This window comes from Alistipes sp. (assembly GCF_048465635.1).
Taxonomy (GTDB): Bacteria; Bacteroidota; Bacteroidia; order Bacteroidales; family Rikenellaceae; genus Alistipes.
Genome location: NZ_DBFWLF010000028.1, coordinates 237,177 through 260,160, shown reverse-complemented (window position 1 = coordinate 260,160; position 22,984 = coordinate 237,177). Strand labels below are relative to the sequence as shown.

Sequence of the window (22,984 nt, the reverse complement as noted above, 5' to 3'; positions counted from 1 at the left end):
ACATGAAACCATTGACACCCGAGGAGCGACGCGTTATCGTGGACAAAGGGACGGAGGCCCCCTTTACGGGCCGTTATTACAATCATACGAAGGAGGGCGTCTATCGCTGCCGCCAGTGCGGCGCGCCGCTCTACCGCTCGCAGGACAAGTTCGATGCGGGGTGCGGATGGCCCAGTTTCGACGACGAAGTGCCGGGAGCGGTCCGTCGGACACCGGATGCGGACGGACGCCGCACGGAGATCACCTGCGCCCGCTGCGGCGGCCATCTGGGGCACGTCTTCACGGGCGAGGGCTTCACGCCCAAGCAGACGCGTCATTGCGTCAACTCCATTTCGCTCGATTTCGAGCCTGCCGACGGCGGGACCTCCGGCGGTCCGGCGTCCACCCCCGCTGCGGAGGCCGCTCCGCGGACCGACACGGCGATCTTCGCCGGAGGCTGTTTCTGGGGCGTGGAGCACATGCTGGCCCAGATGCCCGGTGTGGTGGATGTCGAATCGGGCTATACGGGCGGCGCGACCGAGAACCCGACCTATGAAGAGGTGTGCAGCCACCGCACGGGCCATGCCGAGGCGGTCCGGGTGACCTTCGACCCGTCCAAAGTCTCCTACGAGGAGTTGGCGAAACGCTTTTTGGAGATACACGATCCTACGCAGATCGACCGGCAGGGTCCCGACATCGGCGATCAGTACCGCTCGGAAATTTTCTACACCACGCGGGCGCAGCGGGAGACGGCCGAAAAGCTGCTCGACACGCTGCGTCAAAAGGGGTACGACGTGGCGACGCGCGTAACGCCGGCGGGCCGTTTCTGGCCTGCCGAGGGGTATCACCAGGACTATTATGCGCGCAAGGGCACGCAGCCCTACTGCCACACCTACACCAAACGGTTCTGAAAGGCGCCGATGTGCCCCGAAACGAAACACCCCCGCCGCAGTCGGCGAGGGTGTTTCGTTTGGATGCAGCGGGTGTGTGCTACTTTTTTTTCAACAGGTTGCTCTCCTGGTCCCGAATATCCGATTTGCGGGTTGGGATCACGATCTTCCAGGCGTCACGGAGCCCTTTTTTCGCCCGGATAAAGAAGCTGGCCATCAGGCCGCCGTCCTGCGCGATCGTACCGTAGCCCGTTATGGCGCGGGCGCAGCGCTTGCGCACGAAGCCGATCTTGCCGTAGGGGCGCAGCGACCACGCCAGCGAACCGTCCTCACCGCGGATGATGTCCGTGCGGATGCCCACCTTGCGCGCCAGTGCCGTGTCGTAGGCGAAAACCAGCCCGCGCACGCAGCGCTGGGGCCGCGAGAACGACTGGAGGAAGAGGTAGAAGTCGCGCATCGACTCGTAAAACCACAGTCCGAATGCAGAATGTTCCCGGTCGGGAAAGTACCCCCACAGGGAGCTTACACCGACCAGCTTGCGTTCGATAAGCGCATCGACCATCGTCTCCACGTAGCGGGGCGGGTACATGGTGTCTGCATCGATGTTGATGTGGTAACGGCCGCGTGCATGGTTCAGCCCGCAAAGGCGCGCATGGCCGCAGCCGGGCTGCATTTCGCGGTGGCAGGGGACCCCGCACGCTTCGAAAACCTTCGCCGTGCGGTCCTTCGAATTGTTGTCCACGCCGATGATCTCGATCGGATAGCGGCATTGCTGCTCACTGAGCGACCAGAGGCAGGCGAGCAGATGGCGCTCCTCGTTGTAGCCGATGACCGACACGGTCGCCACTGGCTCGGCGGATTGCAGCCGGCCGATCTTATCGCGCACCTCGGCGACGATCTCCGGCGCAGCCTCGGCATAGGGCTTTTCGTAGACGGTCAGATATTTCTTATACCACTTCATGCTTTTCGGATTGGCAGAGCAAATATAGCAAAAAAAACGGAACGGCAATCGGTTTGTCCGCATGAGTGCGGTTATCCCGGTCGGACCGCGCGATTAACGGATAATCAACTCTTCGAGCCGGACTTTCGGCACGTAATGCGTCCCCTCCCGGCGGTAGTAGGCGTGGTTGTCGGCAGCGCCTATAGGCACGAGTTCGATCCGCTCCGCGCCCTTTCCGATGGCCAGGATCAGCAGCGGTTCCGCCTCCAGCGAGAACTCCTCCCGGATGCGCGCCTTGTCGAAAGCGCCGATGCAGATGCCGTTCAGCCCGATTTCGACGGCCTGAAGCAGCATGCTCTGCACGGAGATTCCCAGGTCCATATCCACGTAGCGGTCCTCGCGGACTGTCGAGCAGACGATGATAAACGCATTCGGTTCCGTGCCGGGCAGCGGCAGGTGCAGCTCAGGCAGCGCGCCTCCGAGCCGGATATGCGGCAGGACCTTGCCGGCTTCCTCGGCCAGTACGGGCCGGAAGCGCAGCACCTGCTGATTCCGGGCCGAAGGAATACGGGTATTCACCGAAATGATGCGTCGGAGCTGGTCCGGGCGTACGACAAAATGGGGATCGTAACCACGGTAGCTGCGGTTTTTCAGCAGCAGCGCACCGAGCGTCCCCGCGGGTCGGCGAGCGGCTGCGCGGCTTTGGTACTCCTCCATTTTCCGCTCCAGGTAGTTGTCTGCCATTTTAGGAAAAATTAGTCGTACAAAGATAGCTATAATCCGGTTTTCGGCGAATTATTGCCCGAAAATTGCATGTTTTGCACAGAACGCGTTACTGTGGGGCGGACTTCGGACAGGCCGCACGACCCCCTGCCGGAGTCTCATCCGGTCATCCGTCGGTCTGCTTCCCGGCGCATTACCGTGTCCGCATCCCCGCACGCGAACCCTGCCGACAGGCGGAGCGCTGCCGCTCAGCACACGGCCCCAATTGCCATAAACTATGATACGCGCAATTCACCTCTCCAACGACCGCCGACGCGATGCGCAGGTCGCCTTCGATGCGCATCCCGTTGCGAGCAGCGTCAGGCGTGTACTGCCATCGGGCGAGGAGCCTGTGAGCGTCCGGCTCGTCAAGACTACCGCCGCGATGAACCGCTGTCTGAGCGAGCATTACGATGCCCGCCGACTGACGGAGGCGCTCGTCGCAAGCGATCCGGATGTCGATATGGAGCTTACGGGCCGCAAACTGCGCCGCACGCGCCGCATCTTCGTGGACAAAAACTACGAGATCGTCTACCATGTGAACCTCGATCAGGTGGTTTTCAACCCCGACGGTACGGAGCGCGAACGGCGCGAACTGGAGAAGGTTCCGGGAAACGTCAACCGGCCGATCCCCCTGCGCTGGACGGGACGGATGTTTCCGCGCAAAGAGGCGCTGCGCCGCTTCGTCTTCTCGCGCAGCTACCAACTGCGCCACGTGAACGGGGCGACGTTCGATTTTCTCTTCGACATGGCCGCGCAGCTCGACCGGGCCGATGCGATGGTGCTGCTCGGGGCCGGGGCCAAGGGGACCGAACCGATCCTGCTGAGCCGCGGCGGGCAGCCTTACCGGGGTTTCCTCGAAGGGCGCGTTCAGGGAGAGAAGTACTGCCTGATCCTCCACCTGACGGATATCGAACTGAAAGGGTTGGATGATCGGGCGAATGTTTGATTTAAATTTTGAGTGATGGAAGAACGGAATTCTTTACAACATCCCGGTAAGAAGTACCACCGAGGGGAGTTTCCGATGCAGAAACAGGAGGCGCCGGGCCTCCAGTCCCGGATGGAGCCTATCCCCGACTGCGGGGAGGAGAGCTACAAGGGCCACGGACGGCTCGAAGGGCGTAAGGCGCTCATCACCGGCGGCGATTCGGGCATCGGCCGCGCCGTGGCGATCGCCTTTGCCCGGGAAGGGGCACGCGTGGCGATCAATTTCCTGGAGGTGGAGCGGTCCGACGCCGAATCCCTCGCCGAACTGCTCGAAAAGGAGGGGGTGCGGCTGGAGCTGCTGCCGGGCGATCTGCGCGAACGGGAGACCTGCCGCCGGATCGTGACCGAGGCGCACCGCCGGCTGGGCGGACTGGATATTATGGTGCTAAACGCGGGTGTGCAGCAGGCCGCGACCGATATTGCGGAGATCACCGAGGAGCAGGTGCTCCGCACGTTCCAGATCAACGTCTTCGCACCGCTCTACATGGCGCAGGCCGCCGTGCCCCTGCTCCCTGAAGGGGCGTCGGTCATCATTACCGCTTCGGCGGAGTATTACACGCCCAACAAGCTGCTGCTGGACTATGCGGCCTCGAAATCGGCCGTGACGGCTTTCGGGGTGGCTTTGTCTAAATATCTGTTGGAAAAGGGCGTGCGGGTGAACAGCGTCTGTCCGGGTCCTACGTGGACCCCGCTGGAGGTTTCGGGCGGCAACCCCGACGAAGACATTCCCGAGCACGGCGTCGACACGCCGCTCAACCGGGCTGCCCAGCCCGCCGAGATGGCCGGCATCTATGTCTTTCTCGCCTCGGAAGAGGCCAGCTACATCACTGGCGAGATATACGGCATTACGGGCGGCCTGAGCGGAAAATAAATAGGATGCGGCTCAACCGCTCGGCAAAAAGAAAAATCCTGCAAATTTAATTTGCAGGATTTTTCTTGGTTGTCTGGCGGTGCGTAGGGGACTCGAACCCCTGACCCCGTGCGTGACAGGCACGTATTCTAACCAGCTGAACTAACGCACCTTAGTGTTGCTTTGCGCATCATTTCCTGATTGCGTTTGCAAAGGTAGTACAAATTTCGTTAACTCCAAACATTTTCTTCATTTTTTGAAGAAAGAAAATTGGACGCTTCCGTAACTTCTTAATTGCCAGAATCCGGGGACGGCGGAAAAATCCATCTTCTTCGAGTGTTCGAAGATCAGAATCCCCTCCGGCCGCAGCAGATCGCTCTCCATCACCGCGCGGACGACCTCTTCGCTGCCCGCCAGATCGTAGGGCGCATCCGAGAAAATCACGTCGAACTGCTTCGGACAGCTTTTCAGGTAGCGAAAGACATTCGCCTTGACCGGGTAGAAATTCTCCAGCCCCAGCTGCGCCGCCGTGCGGCGGATGAAGTCGTAGTGCACCGTGTTGATCTCGACCGCCGTGACGCTCCGGGCGCCGCGCGAGGCAAATTCGTAGCTGATCGAACCCGTTCCGGCGAAGAGGTCCAGCACGTCGCACGCCTCGAAGTCGACCAGATTGCCCAGTACGTTGAACAGATTCTCCTTGGCGAAGTCGGTCGTTGGCCGCGCCCGCAGGTTGCGGGGCGGGGTGATGGCCCGGCCCCTGTATTTGCCGCTGATTATCCGCATACCACCTCTTTGAATACGTTGCCCGCTATTTTGCGCAGCTTGCGCGGTTCCTCGGCGTCGATATGGAGCGCAAACTCTTTCGGCGGGAACTCTCCGGCGAGCCGGTCGAGCAAATATTGAATATCCGCCTCCGCCGGAGCGGGGATCACCTCCGCAAAGCGCAGCACATCCGAACGGTATACCTTTATAAATAGAAGTCCCGCCGTGTGGAGCAGCCAGACGGTCGCGTCGGTCTTCGTCGGCCGGTGCAGCAGCGGAGTGGTGAAGCGCACCGGCTTTCCGCTCCGCTCCGCGATCTGCCGCAGGGCCTCCTCCGGTACGGCCATCACAGCGGCCACTCCCTCCTGCGGCTCGCTGCAGACCGTGCACTCGCCCGCAAGCGGAGCCAGTCCGGCGGCAGCAAGCAGATCGGCGGCGCGTTCCGGATCGAGCGCGTCGGCGGGAACGAGCAGCGTGCGGGGTGTGAGCACCTCCGCCGTCACGGGTTCCGGGAGGTCGCCCGACGGGAAACGGACCGAAAAAGAGTGTCCATCCAACGCGAGCTGAATGGACACCCTGTTTGCGGTTTGCGGAGGGTTACTCCCAGTTACCCGCTTCATTGTTACCGGCTTCCATGGATCCGAACTTCACGCCGGGATAGCGGTTGAAGTTGTTCTGCTCGTCGTCGATCAGATTGACGATATCCTGGCGGAAACGAACCGTGTCGAGGAACATCTTGTAGGGCACGCGAACCTCTACGACGGGAATCACGACCTTCGACTCGGTGGTGATGATGCCGGCCTCCATGATATACTGGGCCTGCTTGTCGGTTCCGGGTACGTAACGCAGGTTCTCGACATCCTGTCGGGAGAGGCGCTTGGGCGAGAAAATCGTGTCGATCACGGCAACCTTGAACTGCTCGACGTTCTTGCGCCCCATCTTCTTGAGCTGGGCCAGAGCGACCGAGTCGTCCTCGTCGACGATCTTGCGTTCAAGCTCGAGCGTGTCGTTCAGCACGAAAGCCGTCAGCGAGTCGAAGCTGCCCGTGAAACGCTGGTACTTGGATTTGAATGCGCGCTGAGCCGTCCGGATGTCCTTGATGCGGTCGATCACCTGGGCCTTCTTCGCTTTCATCTCCTCCTCGAAGCGGATAGGGGTTGAGATCTGCTTGTAGATGACATAGATGAGTGCTACGACCACCAAAGCAAGAATGATTTGAGCGATTTTCTTTACCATTTTAATATTTGTTATTAAGTTTGTACAAATTTAAACCGCGAATGTTCAGCACGTATATTGCGACCCAAATTTACGCTAAAATTTGTTTCGAAACAACTCCCGGGCAAAAAAAAATCATAGAAAAGTTGTCCGAATATCTCGTCGACGACGATTTTTCGAAGATATTCGTACTCAACGGCTACGCGGGCACGGGCAAGACCACGCTCATCGCGGCGCTGGTGGGAGCGTTGAAGGAGGTCGGAATGAAGCCCGTGCTGCTGGCTCCAACGGGGCGTGCGGCCAAAGTTCTGGCGCGCTATGCGCACGAAAAGGCGCTTACGATCCATAAGCGCATCTACCGTCAGCGCACCAATGCCGATTACGAATCGAAATTCTCGCTCAACCTCAATGCCGAGCGCGACGCCGTATTCATCGTCGACGAGGCCTCGATGCTCTCCGACGGCTCGTCGGACGGAGCGCTTTTCGGCAGCGGCTCGCTGCTGAAGGACCTGGTTCAGTACGTCCGCAGCGGCCGCGGCTGCCGGCTGATCCTGGTGGGCGACAGCGCTCAGCTGCCGCCCGTGGGAACCGATTTCAGCCCGGCGCTCGATCCTGCCACGGTGGAGCGCTACGGCGAAGTGGTCTACGCGACGCTGGACGACGTGGTGCGCCAGGAGGCCGAGTCGGGCATCCTGTTCAACGCCACGCTGGTGCGCTGCATGCTCGAAAACGGCATCTACGAAATACCCCGCTTCGAGATGGGTTTCCCCGATTTCGAAGCGGTCGAGGGCGGGGAGTTCCTCGAGAAGCTGCAGGACTGCTACGACCGCTACGGGCGCGACGAGACGATCGTCATCACCCGCTCGAACAAGCGGGCCAACCGCTACAACGAGGGCATCCGGCGCAACGTGCTCGGCGCCGAGGAGGAGATCGAAAGCGGCGACATGCTGATGGTCGTCAAGAACAACTACTACTTCCCGGAGCACACCGAGGAGTGCCCGATGAACTTTCTGGCCAACGGCGACATTGCCCGCCTGAAGCGCCTGCGCCGCTTCGAGGAGTTCTACGGTTTCCGCTTCGCCGACGCCGTGCTCCAGTTCCCCGACTACGACGATGCCGAACTGGCATGCAAGATTCTGCTCGACACGATCGCCTCGGAGTCGCCGTCGCTCACCCGCGAGGAGAGTTCGCGGCTCTTCTACGAAGTCGAAAAGGATTATACGGAGATCAAGAGCAAGTTGAAACGATTCAAGGAAATTCGTGAAAATCCGCATTTTAACGCCGTGCAGGTGAAGTTCTCCTATGCCGTCACCTGCCACAAGGCGCAGGGCGGTCAGTGGCGGGCGGTCTTCGTCGACCGCTGCCTGTTCGGCGAAGAAACGATGACGCGCGACCGGCTGCGGTGGCTCTACACGGCCCTGACGCGCGCCACCGACCGTCTCTACCTCGTCAATTTCGACAAGCAGTTCTATGAATAGCGAACAACACCCCCTCGAACCCTTTCTGCCGGCCGATGCCCGTCTGCTGATGCTGGGCAGCTTTCCGCCCAAGCGCATCCGCTGGTCGATGGACTTCTTCTATCCCAATCTGCAAAACGACATGTGGCGCGTGGTGGGCTACCTGGCCGCGGGCGACAAGGCGTATTTCCTCCGACCGGACGGCAAGCGCTTCGACCAGGCGCGCATCGAGGCTTTCTGCCGCGAGCGGGGGATCGCGCTGTACGATACGGCGGTCGAGATCATCCGCCTGAAAGACAACGCTTCGGATAATTTTCTTCAGGTCGTACGCGAGGTCGATCTGGCCGCTGTCCTGGCGCGGATTCCCGCCTGCCGGACGATCGTTACCACCGGGCAGAAAGCCTCCGACACGCTGCGCGCCATCACGGGCTGCGACGCGCCTCCGGTCGGCGGCTGCGTTACGGTCGGGTTCGCCGGCCGCCAGCTCCGCATCTGGCGCATGCCCTCCACCTCGCGGGCCTATCCGCGTCCGGTGGAGTGGAAGGCCGAATTTTACCGCAAAGTGTTCTCCGAAACCGGAATCCTGTAACCTCCGGAAAGCCGGCCTGCGAAAAAACGGCGAAAAAATTCCGCCCCGCGCATTGCCCGGGGCCAAAAATCCGCTATCTTTGTATAGATCATTCATACAATAATTTCTTGTGGGAGAAGAGCGAAAAATAGTAAAAAAATATGCCGAAACGCCCTTGATGAAGCAGTACTACTCGATCAAGGCGGTGCACCCCGATGCGATTCTGCTGTTCCGTGTGGGGGACTTCTACGAGACGTTCGGCGACGATGCGATCAAGGCCAGCGGCATTCTGGGCATCACGCTGACGCGCCGCGCCAACGGGGCGGCGACCTACGTCGAGCTGGCCGGATTTCCCTATCATGCCATCGACACCTACCTGCCCAAGCTGGTCAGGGCGGGCGAACGCGTGGCCATCTGCGAGCAGCTGGAGGACCCCAAACTTGTCAAGGGGCTGGTCAAGCGGGGCGTGATCGAGCTGGTCACCCCGGGCGTCGTGCTGGGCGACAACATCCTGGCCAACAAGGAGAACACCTTTCTCGCCTCGGTTTATTTCGGGCCGAAGGCCACGGGCGTGGCCTTTCTCGACATCTCGACCGGAGAGTTCTACGTGGCCGAAGGTCCCGACAACTACATCGACAAGCTCATTTCGAACCTCTCACCCAAGGAGATCATCTACCAACGGGGCTACGAGGACCGCTTCTCCGACGCGTTCGGGGCGAAGCACTACACCTACCGCCTCGACGAGTGGGTCTTCTCGGAGGAGGTCAACCGCGAGAAGCTGTGCAAGCAGTTCGGAACCCGCTCACTGAAAGGGTTCGGCGTCGACCACTTCACCTGCGGCATTTCGGCCGCCGGAGCCATCCTCTACTACCTCGAATTTACCGAGCACCGAGACATCGCCCACATCACCTCCATTTCGCGCATCGACGAGGACGAGTATGTCTGGGTCGACAAATTCACGATCCGCAACCTCGAACTCTTCTCTTCGAACGGTGCGCGCGAGAAGTGCAGCTTCTTCGACGTGATCGACCGGACGTCGACCCCGATGGGCGGCCGTCTGATGAAGCGGTGGATCGCCATGCCCATCAAGGACCCGGCGAAGATCGGGGAGCGGCTGGACGTGGTGGAGATTTTCACCCGCGAGGCCGATCTGGCCGACCTGGTCCGCGAGCAGGTGGCGCAGATGGGCGACCTGGAGCGCATCGCTTCGCGCATAGCCGCCGCGCGCGTGACGCCCCGCGAACTGGTGCAGCTCAAAACCTCGCTCACGGCCATCGAGACGCTCAAGGCAGCGCTGGAATCGACCGACCACGACCGCCTGCACGCACTGGCGGGGCAGATCGACACGCTGGCTGCGGTGCGCGACCGCATCGCCCGCGAAATCTACCCCGATCCGCTCAACAACCAGATTCAGAAGGGCGGGGTGATCGCCGACGGCGTGGACCCCGAACTGGACGACCTGCGGCGCATCGCGCTCCACGGCAAGGACTACCTGGCGCGCATCCAGCAGCGGGAGAGCGAGACGACCGGCATCCCGTCACTCAAGATCAGCTACAACAACGTCTTCGGCTACTACATCGAGGTGCGCAACGCCCACCGCGACAAAGTGCCCGAGACGTGGATCCGCAAGCAGACGCTGGCCAATGCCGAACGCTACATCACCGAGGAGCTGAAGGAATATGAAGAGAAGATTCTGGGCGCCGAAGAGAAGATGCTCATTTTGGAGCAGCGCATCTACACGGAGCTGATCGCCTGCATCTGCTCTTCGCTGCAAGCGCTGCTGCGCGATGCGGCGGTCGTGGCCCGCATCGACTGTCTCCAATCGTTCGCCCGGCTGGCCTGCGAGCGGCGTTACGTGCGCCCCGTGCTCGACACGGGCAAGCGCATCGACATCCGGCAGGGCCGCCATCCGGTCATCGAGACGCTGATGCCCGTCGGGGAGGAGTACATCCCCAACGACGTGATGCTCGACGACAAGCAGCAGCAGATCATGATGATAACCGGTCCTAACATGTCCGGTAAGTCGGCCCTGCTGCGGCAGACGGCGCTCATCATCCTCATGGCGCAGATGGGTTCTTTCGTGCCCGCGCAGTCGGCGCATATCGGCGTGGTGGACAAGATTTTCACCCGCGTGGGCGCTTCGGACAACATCTCGCAGGGCGAATCCACCTTCATGGTCGAGATGCTCGAATCGGCCAGCATCCTCAATAACATCTCCGACCGCAGCATCGTCCTGCTGGACGAGATCGGCCGCGGCACGTCGACCTACGACGGTATTTCGATCGCGTGGGCCATGGTCGAATACCTCCACAACCACCCGACGGCCCATGCCAAGACGCTCTTCGCCACCCACTACCACGAACTCAACGAGATGGAGCAGATGTGCCCGCGTGTGAAGAACTACCACGTCACGGTCAAGGAGGTGGGCAATCAGATCGTCTTCCTGCGCAAGCTGGAGAGGGGCGGGACCGAGCACTCGTTCGGCATCCACGTGGCCCGCATGGCCGGCATGCCGATGTCGATCGTGGCGCGTGCCGACGAGATTCTGCGCAACCTCGAAACGGTCTACGGCAACAACGAGATCGTCCCGAGCCGGAGCCTCAAGGAGCGGGGCAAGAAACCCTCGGCACAATCCGTGCGCGAAGCGGCCGAAACGGGCGCTCCGCAGAACATGCAGCTCTCGATGTTCCAGCTCGACGACCCGGTGCTGGTGCAGATACGCGACCAGATCAAAGGGCTCGACCTCGATTCGCTGACCCCGATTCAGGCGTTGAACAAACTCAATGAAATCAAGAAGATAACCGGGCTATAATGAAGCGGCGCTTTAGTCTGTTGATATGCACCTTTCTCTGCGTGGCTGCATCCGCCCAGAGCCCCGAAGTGCTCCGGGAACTGCGTGAACGCTACGACGTGGTCTATCCCTATGCCGAGGACGGGATCATCCAGGTCATCGAGGGAGGGCGTTACAATATGCCGGAGGGGGCTGACAACGGTAAATACGGCTATGTCGACACGCTGGGGCAGATCATCGTGGCTCCGATCTTCGATTACGGACGGCGGTTCCACAACGGATTCGCCGGCGTGGAGCGTGCGGGCAAGTGGGGTGCTGTCGACCGGAGAGGACGCGAAATCGTTCCCACCAAGTGGGACTGCCTGGAAAACTTCGAAGAGGGTGTGGCGATCGGAGCCATCGGGCGTCCGTATCACTGGCGGTATTCGCTCATCGATACGGCGGGTCGGATCACGCCGATCAAATACGACTATTGTGCCAAGCGTTTTTCCTGCGGGCTTGCGGTGGTCGGTAAGGGAACTTACGAAGCGGACCTCTCGCAGGGGATTCCGAAGGGCCTGACCGCCGAAGACATGCTGCAAGAGTTCAAAGGGAAACACGGTTATATCAAGCCTGACGGACGGCTTGCGATCCCGCTGCAATACGACGCTGCCGACGATTTCAGCGAAAACGGGCTCGCTCCGGTGGGTATGCAGGGCAAGTATTATAACAAGTGGGGATTTATCGACACTACGGGCCGCATGGTCATTCCCTGCAACTATTTCTATGCCGGGCAGTTCTACCGGGGGCGTGCGGTAGTCGGCAAAGTCATCCCGGGCGGGAAATTACGCTACGGTTATATAGACGATAGCGGCAGGACGGTAATCCCCCTTCAGTACGACATGGCCTCGAACTTCGATTTTGCAAATACCTGGGTCGGTGCGGACGGAGGGGACGGCGAAACCCGTTACTGGCTGATCGACCGCAACGGGAAACAGGTGCTTTCGTTTCCGGTTTACAGGTTGCAGGACGGTGGCAAATACGGCCATGCCGCGGCGGCCGTGCGGGATAAGACGGGGGCGCTGCGCTACGGCATCGTCGCCAATTCGGGCCGGATACTCGTGCCCTTCGAATACGATTCGATCGATATTTTCACCGACCTCGATACACAGACGCTGGAGGCGCGCGAAACTGCCGTCGTCACGCAGGACGGCCGGAAGTTCCGGCTCGAGATCAGGCTCCCGTAACGGTCGTTTAGCGGTGGAAGAAACGGCTCTACACCCGTGCTGACTTAAAAACAAGGCGAGGAATTTCCTCGCCTTTGTTTTAGAGAATCTCTATCAGACTTCTATACTCGAAACAAGAGATTCTGCCCGGCCCTCCGCCAAGTTATTTGCTGTTGATGAGCGATCGGATATTCTGAATCAGCATCGCCACAGCCACCGAGTTGAAACCTCCCTCGGGGATGATTACGTCGGCATACTTCTTCGACGGCTCGACGAACTCCTCGTGCATGGGTTTCACGGTCGAGGTGTACTGCGCGATGACCGACTGCATCGTGCGGCCGCGTTCGCACACGTCGCGCAGGATGCGCCGCGCCAGCCGGATATCGGCGTCGGTGTCGACGTAGACCTTGATGTCCATCATTTCGCGCAGTTCCCGGTTCTCGAAGATCAGGATGCCGTCTACGATGATGACCTTCGAGGGCTTGACGCTCACCGTCTCGGGCATGCGGTCGTGCTCGACGAACGAGTAGACCGGGTGCTCGATCGGAACGTTCTCCTTCAGCGCCTTGATATGGTCCACCATCATCTGCGTGTCGAACGCCTGCGGATGGTCGTAGTTGAGCTTCGTGCGCTCCTCGTAGGTAAGCTCCGGATGGGCCTTGTAGTAGTAGTCGTGGCAGAGGGTCACCACGTCGTCGCCTTTGAACGCTTCCTGAAGACGCTTGACGAGCGTCGACTTCCCAGAGCCGGTTCCACCGGCAACTCCGATCACGGTAACTTTCATACTATCAGGTTCTAACTTTGGGTTATATAAAGAAAAGGATCATCCTTGCGGACAATCCCTTTCCCGGTTTCTATGCGTCGATATTGGCGTAATGCGCATTCCGTTCGATAAATTCGCGGCGCGGCGGAACCTCGTCGCCCATGAGCATCGAGAAGATGCGGTCGGCTTCGGCGGCGTTGTCGATGTTGACCTGGCGCAGGATGCGCGTGTCTGGGTTCATCGTCGTCTCCCACAGCTGGTGGGCGTTCATCTCGCCGAGACCTTTGTAGCGCTGCACGTGCGCGCCCTTGCCGAACTCCTCGGTGATGGCGTCGCGCTCCTTCTCGGTCCAGCAGTAGCGCTCCTGCTTGCCTTTCTTGACCAGATAGAGCGGCGGGGTGGCGATGTAGACGTGGCCGTTCTCGATCAGCTCTTTCATCTTGCGGAAGAAGAAGGTCAGCATCAGCGTGGCGATGTGGCTGCCGTCGACGTCGGCATCGGTCATGATAATGATCTTGTCGTAGCGCAGTTTTTCCAGGTTCAGCGCCTTGCTGTCCTCCTCCGTACCGATCGTGACGCCCAGTGCGGTGAACATGTTCTTGATCTCCTCGTTCTCCCACATGCGGTGCTCCTGCGCCTTTTCGATATTCAGAATCTTACCGCGCAGCGGCATGATCGCCTGGAAGTTGCGGTCGCGGCCCGACTTGGCCGTGCCGCCTGCCGAATCGCCCTCGACGAAGAAGATCTCGGCGATCGAGCGGTCGCGGCTCGAACAGTCGGCCAGCTTGCCCGGAAGCCCGGCGCCCGAAAGCACCGTCTTGCGCTGCACCAGCTCGCGGGCGTGGCGTGCGGCGTGGCGGGCCGTGGCGGCCAGAATGACCTTCTGCACGATCGCTTTGGCGTCCTTAGGGTTCTCCTCCAGGTAGTGTCCCAGCGCGGCGGTCATGGCCTGATCGACGGCGGCCGAAACCTCGTCGTTGCCCAGCTTGTTCTTGGTCTGTCCCTCGAACTGAGGCTCCTGCACCTTCACCGAAACCACAGCCGTAAGGCCCTCGCGGAAGTCGTCGCCGCTGATGTCGAACTTGAGCTTGGAGAGCATGCCCGAATCCTCGGCGTACTTCTTGAGCGTGCGGGTCAGCGCGCGGCGGAAACCCGTCAGGTGCGTGCCGCCTTCGATGGTGTTGATGTTATTTACATAGGAGTGGACGTTCTCCGAGAAAGAGTCGTTGTACTGCATGGCCACCTCCACCGGAACGCCGTTCTTCTCGGTGTCGAGGTAGATGATCTGGTCGATGATCGGCGTGCCGCGCGTGGCGTCGAGGTATTCGACGAACTCCTTGAGTCCCTCCTCCGAGTAGAAGTGGTCCTCGCGCGTGTTGCCCTCCTCGTCCCTGCGCTTGTCGTAGAGATTCAGCCGGATGCCCTTGTTCAGGAATGCCAGCTCGCGCAGACGGTTGCCCAGTATGTCGTATTTGTATTCGGTCGTGAGAGTGAAAATGCTGTCGTCGGGCTTGAAAGTGATGATCGTTCCGCGGTCCTCGCACGCGCCGACGACCTCGACCTGCGAGGTGGGCTTGCCCTGACAGTAGGTCTGGCGGTAGATCTTGCCGTCGCGGGCGTGAATCTCGGCCACGAGCAGCGTCGAGAGTGCGTTGACGCACGAAACGCCCACGCCGTGCAGACCGCCCGAGACCTTGTAGCTGCCCTTGTCGAACTTGCCGCCGGCATGGAGCACCGTCAGCACGACTTCGAGCGCCGACTTGCCCTCCTTGGCGTGGTAGTCGGTCGGGATGCCTCGGCCGTTGTCCCTTACGGTGATGGAGTTGTCCTCGTTTATGGTAACGTCGATGTCGGTGCAGTAGCCTGCCAGCGCCTCGTCGATCGAGTTGTCGACCACCTCGTAGACCAGGTGGTGCAGACCCTTCTCGCCGATGTCGCCGATATACATCGCCGGGCGCTTGCGCACCGCTTCCAGCCCCTCCAGCACCTGGATGTTGGACGCGGAATATTCCTCTTCTTGCTTCTTGACGTTTTCTTGTTCGGTACTCATTTCGTGTGTTTAAAATATCGTACAAATATACGCATTTATCCCGGATTATACAATAGGACGACGGCTCTTTTTGCGCCTGTTTTTCGCAGGCTGCGCCCTTCGAGAGCCGTATTTACGAAAGCTCGGCCTTGAGGTCCACCTCGCGGATGCGCCCCTGCGAGAAGAGGACGGCGCGGGCCGGGTAATTCTCGATCAGGGAGGTGTTGTGCGTCGACATGACCACCGCGCAGCCGCGCCCGGCGATACGCTGGAAGAGCTGCATGATTCCGTCGGCGGTCACCGGGTCGAGGTTGCCCGTCGGCTCGTCGGCCAGCAGCACCGCCGGATCGTTCAGCAGCGCCCGCGCGATGACCAGCCGCTGCTGCTCGCCGCCCGAAAGTTCGAAGGGCATCTTGTAGCTCTTCGCGCTCAGGTCCACCACGCCCAGCACCCGGTCGATGCGCTCGCGGATCTCCGCCTCGCGCTTCCAGCCCGTAGCCTTCATCACATAGTAAAGGTTCATGAAGACGTTGCGGTCGGTCAACAGCTGGTAGTCCTGAAAGACGATGCCGATGCGCCGCCGCAGGTAGGGAATGTCCCGCCGCCGCAGCCGCCGCAGGTCGAAGCCCGCCACATGACCCTCTCCCGAGAGCAGCTGGACTTCGGCGTAAAGGGTTTTGAGCAGCGTGCTTTTGCCGCTGCCGACCCGGCCTATGAGATAGACGAACTCGCCGGGTGCGACCTCCAGGTCGATGTCGGAGAGCACCATCTCGCCGCGGCGCATCAGCCGCTCGGCCGAGTGGCTGCCGAAAGGGTCGTCGGCATGGTAGATCGCCGCGTTTGTCAGTTTCACAACGTATTTTTCCTCCATCTTCTTCTGCTTGGATTCGCATCCAAAGATAGGTAAAAATCCGCAATTCCGGGCCGCCGCCCGCGCAATATCGCACCGATCCGTCCGACGGACTGCCCCGTCTGGCCCGGTTTGTCCGCCGCAGCGGACGGGATGGCGTCCTTTTGACCGTTAATGTTTGTCGAAAGGGCCGCAAAGATACTGTTTCGGCGATTCCGCCGTTTGTTAATCCCACCGGGGTTCGCTACTTTTGTATGAATGTCCGTAATATAAGTGATGAGGATGGAAAACGATTTCCTGCTTTCGGTCTTGCAGGATGCAAAAATAGGGTGTTGGGAAGCCGACATGAAGCGCCGGCAGTTCCGGTTCCACGGGATAATGCGCGATCTGACCGCCTGTCCGGACGGTCGGATCAGTTTCGACGATTTCCGGGAACGGATCAGTCCGCCCTATCGCCAATATGCCTTTGCCGAGGTGGAATTTTCGATGGGACGCATTCCCAACGAACGGATATTTCCGATCCGCATCGGGAGCGCAGAGGTGTGGTTGCAGTGGAAACTGCTGGGAGATTACACCGATCCCGACGGATCGAAACACTATACGGGCTATGCCCGGCAGGTGGAGCAGTCGGAGGCGGAGATCAAACGGGTCGACGACCTGCTCTACCGGCTCAACAGCATCTCGCAGACGTTGCTCTCGCTGCTGCAAACCGATCAGGTGGACGAAACCGTCCACAAGATTCTCGCGGACATCCTCTCCATCTTCCACGGCAGCCGCGCCTACATCGTCCGCTTCGACTGGGAGCAGCGCATGCACGACTGCATGTTCGAGGTGACGGCCGACGGCGTAGAGCCGGAACGCGAGCTGGTCAGCCAGTTCCGCATGGACGAGATGCAGTGGTGGACGGATCGGGTCTCGCAGGGACAGCCCATCATGCTCAATACGCTCGACGAACTTCCCGCCGAGGCGCAGATCGAACGCCGGGCGCTCGAAATGCAGCACATCCGCTCGCTGCTGGTCATGCCGCTCGCCACGCGCGACAAGGTGTGGGGCTATGCCGGCATCGACGTGGTGGAGAGCGTCCGCAACTGGACCAACGTCGACTGCGAGTGGTTCTCCTCGCTGGTCAACATCATCAGCCTCTGCCTCGAACTGCAGCACTCCGAGAAGGAGGCGAAGGAGGAGCGCTCCTACCTGGAAGCCCTCTACCGCCACATGCCTCCGGGTTATGTCCGGATCGAGGTGCTCCGCGACGAGCAGGGCGAGGCCTACGACTACCGCGTGCTCGACTCCAACTTCGCCGCCGACGCCATCGTGGGGGAGCGGCGCGAGAACTACGTCGGCCGCACGGCCCACGAGATGGGGCTGACGCCCGTCTTCCTGACCGATTTGCTGCGGGTGCTCGACACGGGCGAATACCTCGAACTCGATACGGTTCTGTCGCAGAACAAGAAGCAGATCCATGCGCAGCTCTACTCCATCCGCCGGGACGAGGTGATCTGCCTGATGACCGACACGACCGAGGTGCAGAAGGCTCACGAAGCGCTTTCCCGCAACGAAAAGCTCCTGCGCAACATCTTCGAGAACATTCAGGTCGGCATGGAACTCTACGACAAGGACGGTTTTCTGGTCGACCTGAATAACAAGGACATGGAGATATTCGGCGTGGCGGACAAGAAGGACGCGTTGGGGATCAATTTCTTCGACAATCCCAACGTCCCCGAGCAGGTCCGGCAGGGGCTGCTCGCAGGCAGGGACCAGGTCTTCCGCGTCAACTATCCTTTCGACCGGGTGAAGGGCTATTACCGGTCGGGCAAGACCGGTTATCTGGAGATTTTCTCCACGGCCAACATGCTCTACGATCTGGAGGGCAACCGCGTCAACTACCTGCTCACCAACATCGACAATACGGAGATTACCCGCGCCCACTCGCGCATCGCCGAATTCGAAAGCTCGTTCTCGCTGGTCAGCCGTTTCGGCAAGGTGGGCTACTGCCGCTTCGACCTGCTGACCAAGGAGGGCTACGGCGTGCCGCAGTGGTATCACAACCTGGGCGAATCGGAGGATACGCCGCTGACCGGGGTGATCGGCGTCTATTCGCATGTCGACCCCGACGACCGGGCCGCCATCATGGAGTGCATCCGCCGCGTGAAGGCGGGGCAGATCGACAATTTCGGGCTGGACCTGCGAATCGACCCGGGACCGAACGAGCACTGGACGCGGATCAACGTCATGCGTAATCCGTTGAATAACGACCCTTCGAAGATCGAGATGGTGTGCGTGAACTACGACATCACCGAACTCAAGCAGACCGAACGGAACCTGATCGAGGCCAAGAACAAGGCCGAGGTCAGCGACCGGTTGAAATCGGCGTTTCTGGCCAACATGAGCCACGAGATCCGCACGCCGCTCAACGCCATCGTCGGCTTCTCGTACCTGCTGACCGAAACCGACGATCCCGACGATCGTCGTGAGTACATGCGTGTGGTCGAGGAGAACAACAACCTGCTGCTCAAACTCATATCCGACATTCTGGACCTGGCGAAGATCGAGGCGGGAACCTTCGAGTTCAACTACGAGATGATCGACGTCAACCAGTTGTGCGAAGAGGCCGTGCGGTCGCTCGCGCTCAAGGTGCAGAACAAACCGGTGAAGTTGCTCTTCGGGGCGCACGAGAAGGAGTGCACCGTCTTCGGCGACAAGAGCCGCCTGTTGCAGATCATCACCAATTTCGTGACCAACGCCGTGAAGTTCACCCCGGAAGGGAGCATCACGATCGGTTACGCGCTCGAACTGCCCGACATCCGCTTCTGGGTCGAGGACACGGGCAAGGGGATTCCCCGCGACCAGATCGACCGCATCTTCGACCGCTTCGTCAAGCTCAACAGCTTCGCGCAGGGGACGGGTCTCGGTCTGCCGATCTGCAAGTCGATCGTCGAGCAGATGAAGGGGCGCATCGGCGTGGAGTCGGAGGTAGGGCGCGGTTCGCGCTTCTGGTTCACGGTTCCGGTCGACCGGCCCGATCTGAGGACGGAGTGACGGCCGCCGCAAAGGCGATCCGGTTCCCGTTTCACCCCTTGCATTGCTACGAACAGGCTGGCATCACCTTGCGTTTGCATCCCGCTGTTTTGCCTGCGGCTTAGACAGGCTGCGCCTCGGCAAATCCCAAATAAATTTGGTTTTGCGCTCGGCTTGTACTACTTTGCCTGCGGCTTAGATAGGCTGCGCCTCGGCAAATCCCAAATAAATTTGGTTTTGCGCTCGGCTTGCACTATCTTTGCAACAGTTTCCGATTGGCTTTGCGCCGGAAAGACTGGGGGCGCCCGGTTTTGACAGCAGGCAGAGTTTGATTGTAAGCACGTCGAGCGCTGTGTGGCGGCTCGTAAATCCCGACGCTCAAGATTCAAATGGCAATAACAGCTATGCACTCGCTGCCTAATTTTCAAGGAAAATTGGCTTAATCGCCTGGCCCCAGGTGGTCGGGCGACGAGTATCCCGGAGGGCTGTTCCGCTCTTTAACGGCTTTCCATACGGGGTATCGAACATTTAGAGATAGTGCGTCGGAGCGTTCCGGCCGGCGTGCGAAAATCAAGGAACTGGGACCCCGGTTCGGCTGTCGCCTGCCAGGCCGGGGTAGAAGGATCAAACGGCGACTAAGCGTGTAGAAAGCTTTCGGGTTCCCTGTTTGGACGCGGGTTCGACTCCCGCCGCCTCCACGAAAAAAGACGGATTTTAGTCCGTCTTTTTTCGTGGAGGCAGTGCCTCCCACTTCGACATTCCCGCTAAATCTCCCTTTGAGAAAGGGAGACTTAAATTTTGCGAGGCGAATTTTGTCCGTCCTCAGCGGGGCTATGCCTCCTGACTTCGGCTTTTTTCCAAGAATTGATTGCCCGGACGGATTAGACCGTCATCTATAAAAACTCCCCTCCGGATCCTATCCGAAGGGGAGACATTTCGACGATTTCGGTCCGGTTACTTCCCGTAGACGGCTTTGATCTTGTCCGTCGCCTTTTTGAGCAGTTCCTCCGGGCAGCAGAGCGTGATGCGGACATACCGCTCGCCCTCTGAGCCGAAGATGCCGCCGGGGGTGAGGAAAACATCGCATTTCTCCATCACCTCGTCCGAGAAGGCGAAACTGTCGCCCGCATACCCCTCCGGCAGTTCAGCCCATACGAAGAGGCCCGCCTGATGGAGGCGATAGCGGCAGCCGAGCGCATCGAGCAGCGCATAGGCCTGCTTCTCGCGGCCGTAGTAGATGGCGTTCAGCTCCTCGAACCACTCCTCGCCCAGCGACAGCGCCGTATCGGCCGCGGCCTGGATGGGGTAGAACATGCCCGAATCCATGTTGGACTTGAAGGTCAGGATCGCGTCGATCCACTCCTTTTTGCCGACCACGACGCCTACGCGCCAGCCGGCCATCGAGTGCCCTTTCGACAGCGAATTCATCTCCAGCGCCACCTCGCGCGCGCCGTCGGCCTCCATGATCGAGATCGGAGCCTCGACGTTGCGGATGAAACTGTACGGATTGTCGTGCACGATCAGGATGTTGTGTTTGGCCCCGAAGTCCACGATCCGCTGGAACAACTCCCGCGACGGGGTCTGACCGGTAGGCATATTGGGATAGTTCACCAGCATCATCTTCACACCCTCCAGCCCGGCGCGCTCGATGGCCTCGAAATCGGGGTAGAAGTCGGTCTCTTTGTTGAGCGCGTAGGGCAGCATCTCGCCGCCCGCCAGCCGCACCGCCGCCGAGTAGGTAGGGTAGCCCGGATTGGGGACCAGCACCTTGTCGCCCCGGTCGAGGAACGTCATGCAGATGTGCATGATGCCCTCCTTCGAGCCGATGAGCGGCAGCACCTCCGCGTTGTAGTCCAACTCGGTCCGATACCACTTTTTATACCAGTCGGCAAAAGCCTTGCGCAGGATGGGTTCGCCCTTGTAAGACATATACTTGTGCACGTCGGGACGCGCAGCCTCCGTGGCCAGTCGCTCGATGACCGAGGGGTGGGGCGGCAGATCGGGGCTGCCCATCGCCAGTTTGACGATCTGCCGACCCGTGGCCGCTTCCGTTTCGGCGATCTCGCGCAAACGGCGGGAAAAATAGTACTCTCCTATGCCGTCCAGCCGGTGCGAACGGGCGATGTTTACTGCTTTTGCCATAATGATCCGGGTGTTTGGGTTTACACGGACAAAGTTAAATAAAATTCTTTAAAAACGAAACACCCGTCCGGTTCAAAGCGCGAAGAGAATAAAAATCTGAGCCGTCAGCACGCGCAGGAACATCACAACGGGGTAGACCGTCGAGTAGCCCACAGCCGGCATGTCGTTTCCGGCGGTCGCATTGGCATAGGCCAGCGCAGGCGGATCGGTCGTCGACCCGGCGATCAGCCCCATCAGCGTGTAGTAGTTCATCTTCAGCCACAGCCGGGCCACGAGCGAAACGATCAGCAGCGGTACGACCGTAATGATTACCCCGTAGCCGATCCAACGGTAGCCGCCGTCCGCGATCGCGTCGATGAAGCCGTCGCCCGCGCCGATTCCGACCGCCGCGAGGAACAGGGCGATGCCGATCTCGCGCAGCATCAGGTTAGCGCTCACGGTGGTGTAGGTCACCAGATGGAAATGCGCTCCGAAACGGCCCAGCAGGATGGCCACGATCAGCGGGCCGCCCGCCAGTCCCAGCTTCACGGGCTGGGGCACGTTCATCAGGGGAATCGAACCCAGCAGCACACCTAAAGCGATACCTACGAAGATCGTCACCAAATTGGGCTGATCCAGCTTTTTGAGCGAGTTGCCCAATACGTCGGCAGCCTGCGCCACGGCCTTCTCGGGCCCGACGACCATCACCCGGTCGCCCACCTGCAATTCAAGCCCCTGATAGGGGATCAGGTCCACGCCCGCGCGGTTGACACGCGTAATGGTGATGCCGTAGCGGGTGCGCAGGCGCAGGTCGGAGAACTTCTTGCCGTTGATCGACGGTTTGGTAATCAGGATGCGCCGCGACACCAATACGGCGTTGGGCGTATTGTTGCCCCACTCCTGGTCGGTCATCTCCACGCGGCGCCCGAAGAACGCTACGATGGCCTCGCAGTCCTCCGCCTGACAGATGACCCACAACCGGTCGCCCAGCCGCACCTGACTCTCCGCATCGGCCATCACCACCTCGCCCCCGTGCAGGATGCGCGAAATGACGAACTGCCGGTTGACCAGCTCGCGCATGTACTCGACCGTCCGCCCGTCGAGCGTGCGGTTGGTGAACTCCACGGAAACTTTCTTAGCCAGTTTGTGTTCGTTGGAGAGGCGGGCCAGCTCCTCGTCCTCCTTTTCGAAGCGCACGCGCAGGGCGTAGCGGATGAAGATCATCGTGAGGATAATGCCCACCACGCCCAGCGGATAGGCCACGGCGTAGCCCAGGGCGATCGTAGGGTCCTGAATCCCCGACGCGTCGGCATAGGCCTGCTGCGCCGCACCCAGACCGGGGGTATTGGTCACAGCGCCCGAGAGGATGCCGACCATCGTCGGAATGGGGGTCCCGGTGGCCAGATGGAGCACATAAGCCGTTGTCACTCCTAACAGCACAATCGACGCGGCACAGCCGACGAGCGTCATGCCGCCGTGCTTGAACGAGGAGAAGAAACCCGGGCCGACCTGCAACCCGATCGAAAAGACGAAAAGAATCAGTCCGAATTCCTGCACGAAGTGCCGCACCTCGTAGTCGACGGTCATTCCGAAGTGGCTGAGGGCGATGCCGACGAAGAGAATCCAGGTGATGCCGAGCGAGATGCCGCTGATTTTGATCTTCCCGAGCAGGATGCCGAGGGTGATGACCAGCGAGAAGGTCAGCACGGCGTGGGCGATGCCTCCGCCGAAAAAGAGGGTATTGAGCCAGTCCATCGTGTTATTTTAGGTCGATTGGTGTTTATCGTGTGCTGTTTT

Annotated in this window: 18 protein-coding genes, 1 tRNA gene and 1 other RNA gene; 9 read left to right on the top strand and 11 right to left on the bottom strand. The window is 60.3% G+C overall.

The genetic code is table 11. The annotated features are described in order from the left end of the window. The first annotated feature begins 2 nt into the window (after positions 1 to 2). Positions 3 to 890 (top strand): bifunctional methionine sulfoxide reductase B/A protein, encoded by an 888-nt coding sequence (locus ACMO9O_RS10770; RefSeq protein ID WP_418983870.1) that lies wholly within the window; start codon positions 3 to 5, stop codon positions 888 to 890. 79 nt (positions 891 to 969) lie between these two features. On the opposite strand, the gene ACMO9O_RS10765 is transcribed toward ACMO9O_RS10770, so the two are convergent. After that, entirely contained in the window at positions 970 to 1,830 is an 861-nt protein-coding gene (locus ACMO9O_RS10765; RefSeq protein WP_418983869.1) for a glycosyltransferase family 2 protein, read from the bottom strand. Positions 1,831 to 1,923: 93 nt separating this feature from the next. Beyond that, complete coding sequence (locus ACMO9O_RS10760) at positions 1,924 to 2,553, bottom strand: nitroreductase family protein (protein ID WP_418983868.1); 630 nt, start codon at positions 2,551 to 2,553, stop codon at positions 1,924 to 1,926. 256 nt (positions 2,554 to 2,809) lie between these two features. On the opposite strand from ACMO9O_RS10760, the gene ACMO9O_RS10755 reads away from it, so the two are divergent. Then, positions 2,810 to 3,520 (top strand): hypothetical protein, encoded by a 711-nt coding sequence (locus ACMO9O_RS10755; protein WP_418983867.1) that lies wholly within the window; start codon positions 2,810 to 2,812, stop codon positions 3,518 to 3,520. A 15-nt stretch (positions 3,521 to 3,535) separates the two neighbouring features. Next, complete coding sequence (locus ACMO9O_RS10750) at positions 3,536 to 4,429, top strand: SDR family oxidoreductase (protein WP_418983866.1); 894 nt, start codon at positions 3,536 to 3,538, stop codon at positions 4,427 to 4,429. A 74-nt stretch (positions 4,430 to 4,503) separates the two neighbouring features. Here the strand turns inward: ACMO9O_RS10750 and ACMO9O_RS10745 are convergent. The 4 genes from ACMO9O_RS10745 to ACMO9O_RS10730 form a co-directional block, all read right to left on the bottom strand. Further along, positions 4,504 to 4,580 (bottom strand) — tRNA-Asp (locus ACMO9O_RS10745). 77 nt (positions 4,581 to 4,657) lie between these two features. Next, positions 4,658 to 5,191, bottom strand: a complete 534-nt coding sequence (locus tag ACMO9O_RS10740) for an RsmD family RNA methyltransferase (RefSeq protein WP_418983865.1) — start codon at positions 5,189 to 5,191, stop codon at positions 4,658 to 4,660. Then, the gene (locus ACMO9O_RS10735; RefSeq protein ID WP_418983864.1) at positions 5,182 to 5,745 is read right to left on the bottom strand and encodes a hypothetical protein; all 564 of its coding nucleotides are present in this window, start codon (positions 5,743 to 5,745) and stop codon (positions 5,182 to 5,184) included. Before ACMO9O_RS10735 ends, ACMO9O_RS10740 begins: the two co-directional genes overlap by 10 nt. 22 nt (positions 5,746 to 5,767) lie before the next feature. Then, positions 5,768 to 6,406 (bottom strand): hypothetical protein, encoded by a 639-nt coding sequence (locus ACMO9O_RS10730; RefSeq protein ID WP_418983863.1) that lies wholly within the window; start codon positions 6,404 to 6,406, stop codon positions 5,768 to 5,770. Between the two features lie 41 nt (positions 6,407 to 6,447). Here ACMO9O_RS10730 and ACMO9O_RS10725 point away from each other — a divergent pair, with 41 nt between their 5' ends. The 4 genes from ACMO9O_RS10725 to ACMO9O_RS10710 all read left to right on the top strand — a co-directional run bounded on the left by ACMO9O_RS10725 (position 6,448) and on the right by ACMO9O_RS10710 (position 12,427). Continuing rightward, positions 6,448 to 7,863 carry an ATP-dependent DNA helicase gene (locus tag ACMO9O_RS10725; RefSeq protein WP_418983862.1) on the top strand — a complete coding sequence of 472 codons (1,416 nt, stop codon included), beginning with the start codon at positions 6,448 to 6,450 and terminating at the stop codon, positions 7,861 to 7,863. Next, positions 7,856 to 8,431: a uracil-DNA glycosylase family protein gene (locus ACMO9O_RS10720; protein ID WP_418983861.1), complete on the top strand. Its 576-nt coding sequence runs from the start codon at positions 7,856 to 7,858 to the stop codon at positions 8,429 to 8,431. Before ACMO9O_RS10725 ends, ACMO9O_RS10720 begins: the two co-directional genes overlap by 8 nt. 157 nt (positions 8,432 to 8,588) lie before the next feature. Further along, on the top strand, positions 8,589 to 11,222 hold the full coding sequence (gene mutS, locus ACMO9O_RS10715) for a DNA mismatch repair protein MutS (RefSeq protein WP_418983860.1): 2,634 nt from the start codon (positions 8,589 to 8,591) through the stop codon (positions 11,220 to 11,222). Continuing rightward, positions 11,222 to 12,427, top strand: coding sequence for a WG repeat-containing protein (locus tag ACMO9O_RS10710; protein ID WP_418983859.1), 1,206 nt, complete (start codon positions 11,222 to 11,224; stop codon positions 12,425 to 12,427). Before mutS ends, ACMO9O_RS10710 begins: the two co-directional genes overlap by 1 nt. 142 nt (positions 12,428 to 12,569) lie before the next feature. On the opposite strand, the gene udk is transcribed toward ACMO9O_RS10710, so the two are convergent. From udk to ACMO9O_RS10695, 3 genes are all read right to left on the bottom strand, one after another. Then, entirely contained in the window at positions 12,570 to 13,190 is a 621-nt protein-coding gene (gene udk / locus ACMO9O_RS10705) for a uridine kinase (RefSeq protein ID WP_418983858.1), read from the bottom strand. Between the two features lie 70 nt (positions 13,191 to 13,260). Beyond that, the gene (gene gyrB / locus ACMO9O_RS10700) at positions 13,261 to 15,219 is read right to left on the bottom strand and encodes a DNA topoisomerase (ATP-hydrolyzing) subunit B (protein ID WP_418983857.1); all 1,959 of its coding nucleotides are present in this window, start codon (positions 15,217 to 15,219) and stop codon (positions 13,261 to 13,263) included. Positions 15,220 to 15,331: 112 nt separating this feature from the next. Next, entirely contained in the window at positions 15,332 to 16,069 is a 738-nt protein-coding gene (locus tag ACMO9O_RS10695) for a cell division ATP-binding protein FtsE (RefSeq protein WP_418983856.1), read from the bottom strand. A 261-nt stretch (positions 16,070 to 16,330) separates the two neighbouring features. On the opposite strand from ACMO9O_RS10695, the gene ACMO9O_RS10690 reads away from it, so the two are divergent. Both ACMO9O_RS10690 and ssrA read left to right on the top strand, forming a co-directional pair. Next, positions 16,331 to 19,087, top strand: a complete 2,757-nt coding sequence (locus ACMO9O_RS10690) for an ATP-binding protein (protein ID WP_418983855.1) — start codon at positions 16,331 to 16,333, stop codon at positions 19,085 to 19,087. A 276-nt stretch (positions 19,088 to 19,363) separates the two neighbouring features. After that, positions 19,364 to 19,767: a transfer-messenger RNA gene (ssrA, locus tag ACMO9O_RS10685) on the top strand. 253 nt (positions 19,768 to 20,020) lie between these two features. Here the strand turns inward: ssrA and ACMO9O_RS10680 are convergent. Both ACMO9O_RS10680 and ACMO9O_RS10675 read right to left on the bottom strand, forming a co-directional pair. After that, positions 20,021 to 21,208 carry a pyridoxal phosphate-dependent aminotransferase gene (locus ACMO9O_RS10680; protein ID WP_418983854.1) on the bottom strand — a complete coding sequence of 396 codons (1,188 nt, stop codon included), beginning with the start codon at positions 21,206 to 21,208 and terminating at the stop codon, positions 20,021 to 20,023. 72 nt (positions 21,209 to 21,280) lie between these two features. After that, a complete protein-coding gene (locus tag ACMO9O_RS10675) occupies positions 21,281 to 22,942 on the bottom strand; it encodes a putative transporter (RefSeq protein WP_418983853.1) in 1,662 nt (553 codons plus the stop codon). Positions 22,943 to 22,984: the final 42 nt, after the last annotated feature.

Bases quoted from the DNA above. Each gene is read 5' to 3' on its own strand.
- ACMO9O_RS10770 (WP_418983870.1), top strand. From the start codon at position 3: ATGAAACCATTGACACCCGAGGAGCGACGCGTTATCGTGGACAAAGGG.
- ACMO9O_RS10765 (WP_418983869.1), bottom strand. From the start codon at position 1,830: ATGAAGTGGTATAAGAAATATCTGACCGTCTACGAAAAGCCCTATGCC.
- ACMO9O_RS10760 (WP_418983868.1), bottom strand. From the start codon at position 2,553: ATGGCAGACAACTACCTGGAGCGGAAAATGGAGGAGTACCAAAGCCGC.
- ACMO9O_RS10755 (WP_418983867.1), top strand. From the start codon at position 2,810: ATGATACGCGCAATTCACCTCTCCAACGACCGCCGACGCGATGCGCAG.
- ACMO9O_RS10750 (WP_418983866.1), top strand. From the start codon at position 3,536: ATGGAAGAACGGAATTCTTTACAACATCCCGGTAAGAAGTACCACCGA.
- ACMO9O_RS10740 (WP_418983865.1), bottom strand. From the start codon at position 5,191: ATGCGGATAATCAGCGGCAAATACAGGGGCCGGGCCATCACCCCGCCC.
- ACMO9O_RS10730 (WP_418983863.1), bottom strand. From the start codon at position 6,406: ATGGTAAAGAAAATCGCTCAAATCATTCTTGCTTTGGTGGTCGTAGCA.
- ACMO9O_RS10725 (WP_418983862.1), top strand. From the start codon at position 6,448: ATGTTCAGCACGTATATTGCGACCCAAATTTACGCTAAAATTTGTTTC.
- ACMO9O_RS10720 (WP_418983861.1), top strand. From the start codon at position 7,856: ATGAATAGCGAACAACACCCCCTCGAACCCTTTCTGCCGGCCGATGCC.
- mutS (WP_418983860.1), top strand. From the start codon at position 8,589: ATGAAGCAGTACTACTCGATCAAGGCGGTGCACCCCGATGCGATTCTG.
- ACMO9O_RS10710 (WP_418983859.1), top strand. From the start codon at position 11,222: ATGAAGCGGCGCTTTAGTCTGTTGATATGCACCTTTCTCTGCGTGGCT.
- udk (WP_418983858.1), bottom strand. From the start codon at position 13,190: ATGAAAGTTACCGTGATCGGAGTTGCCGGTGGAACCGGCTCTGGGAAG.
- gyrB (WP_418983857.1), bottom strand. From the start codon at position 15,219: ATGAGTACCGAACAAGAAAACGTCAAGAAGCAAGAAGAGGAATATTCC.
- ACMO9O_RS10695 (WP_418983856.1), bottom strand. From the start codon at position 16,069: ATGGAGGAAAAATACGTTGTGAAACTGACAAACGCGGCGATCTACCAT.
- ACMO9O_RS10690 (WP_418983855.1), top strand. From the start codon at position 16,331: ATGGAAAACGATTTCCTGCTTTCGGTCTTGCAGGATGCAAAAATAGGG.
- ACMO9O_RS10680 (WP_418983854.1), bottom strand. From the start codon at position 21,208: ATGGCAAAAGCAGTAAACATCGCCCGTTCGCACCGGCTGGACGGCATA.
- ACMO9O_RS10675 (WP_418983853.1), bottom strand. From the start codon at position 22,942: ATGGACTGGCTCAATACCCTCTTTTTCGGCGGAGGCATCGCCCACGCC.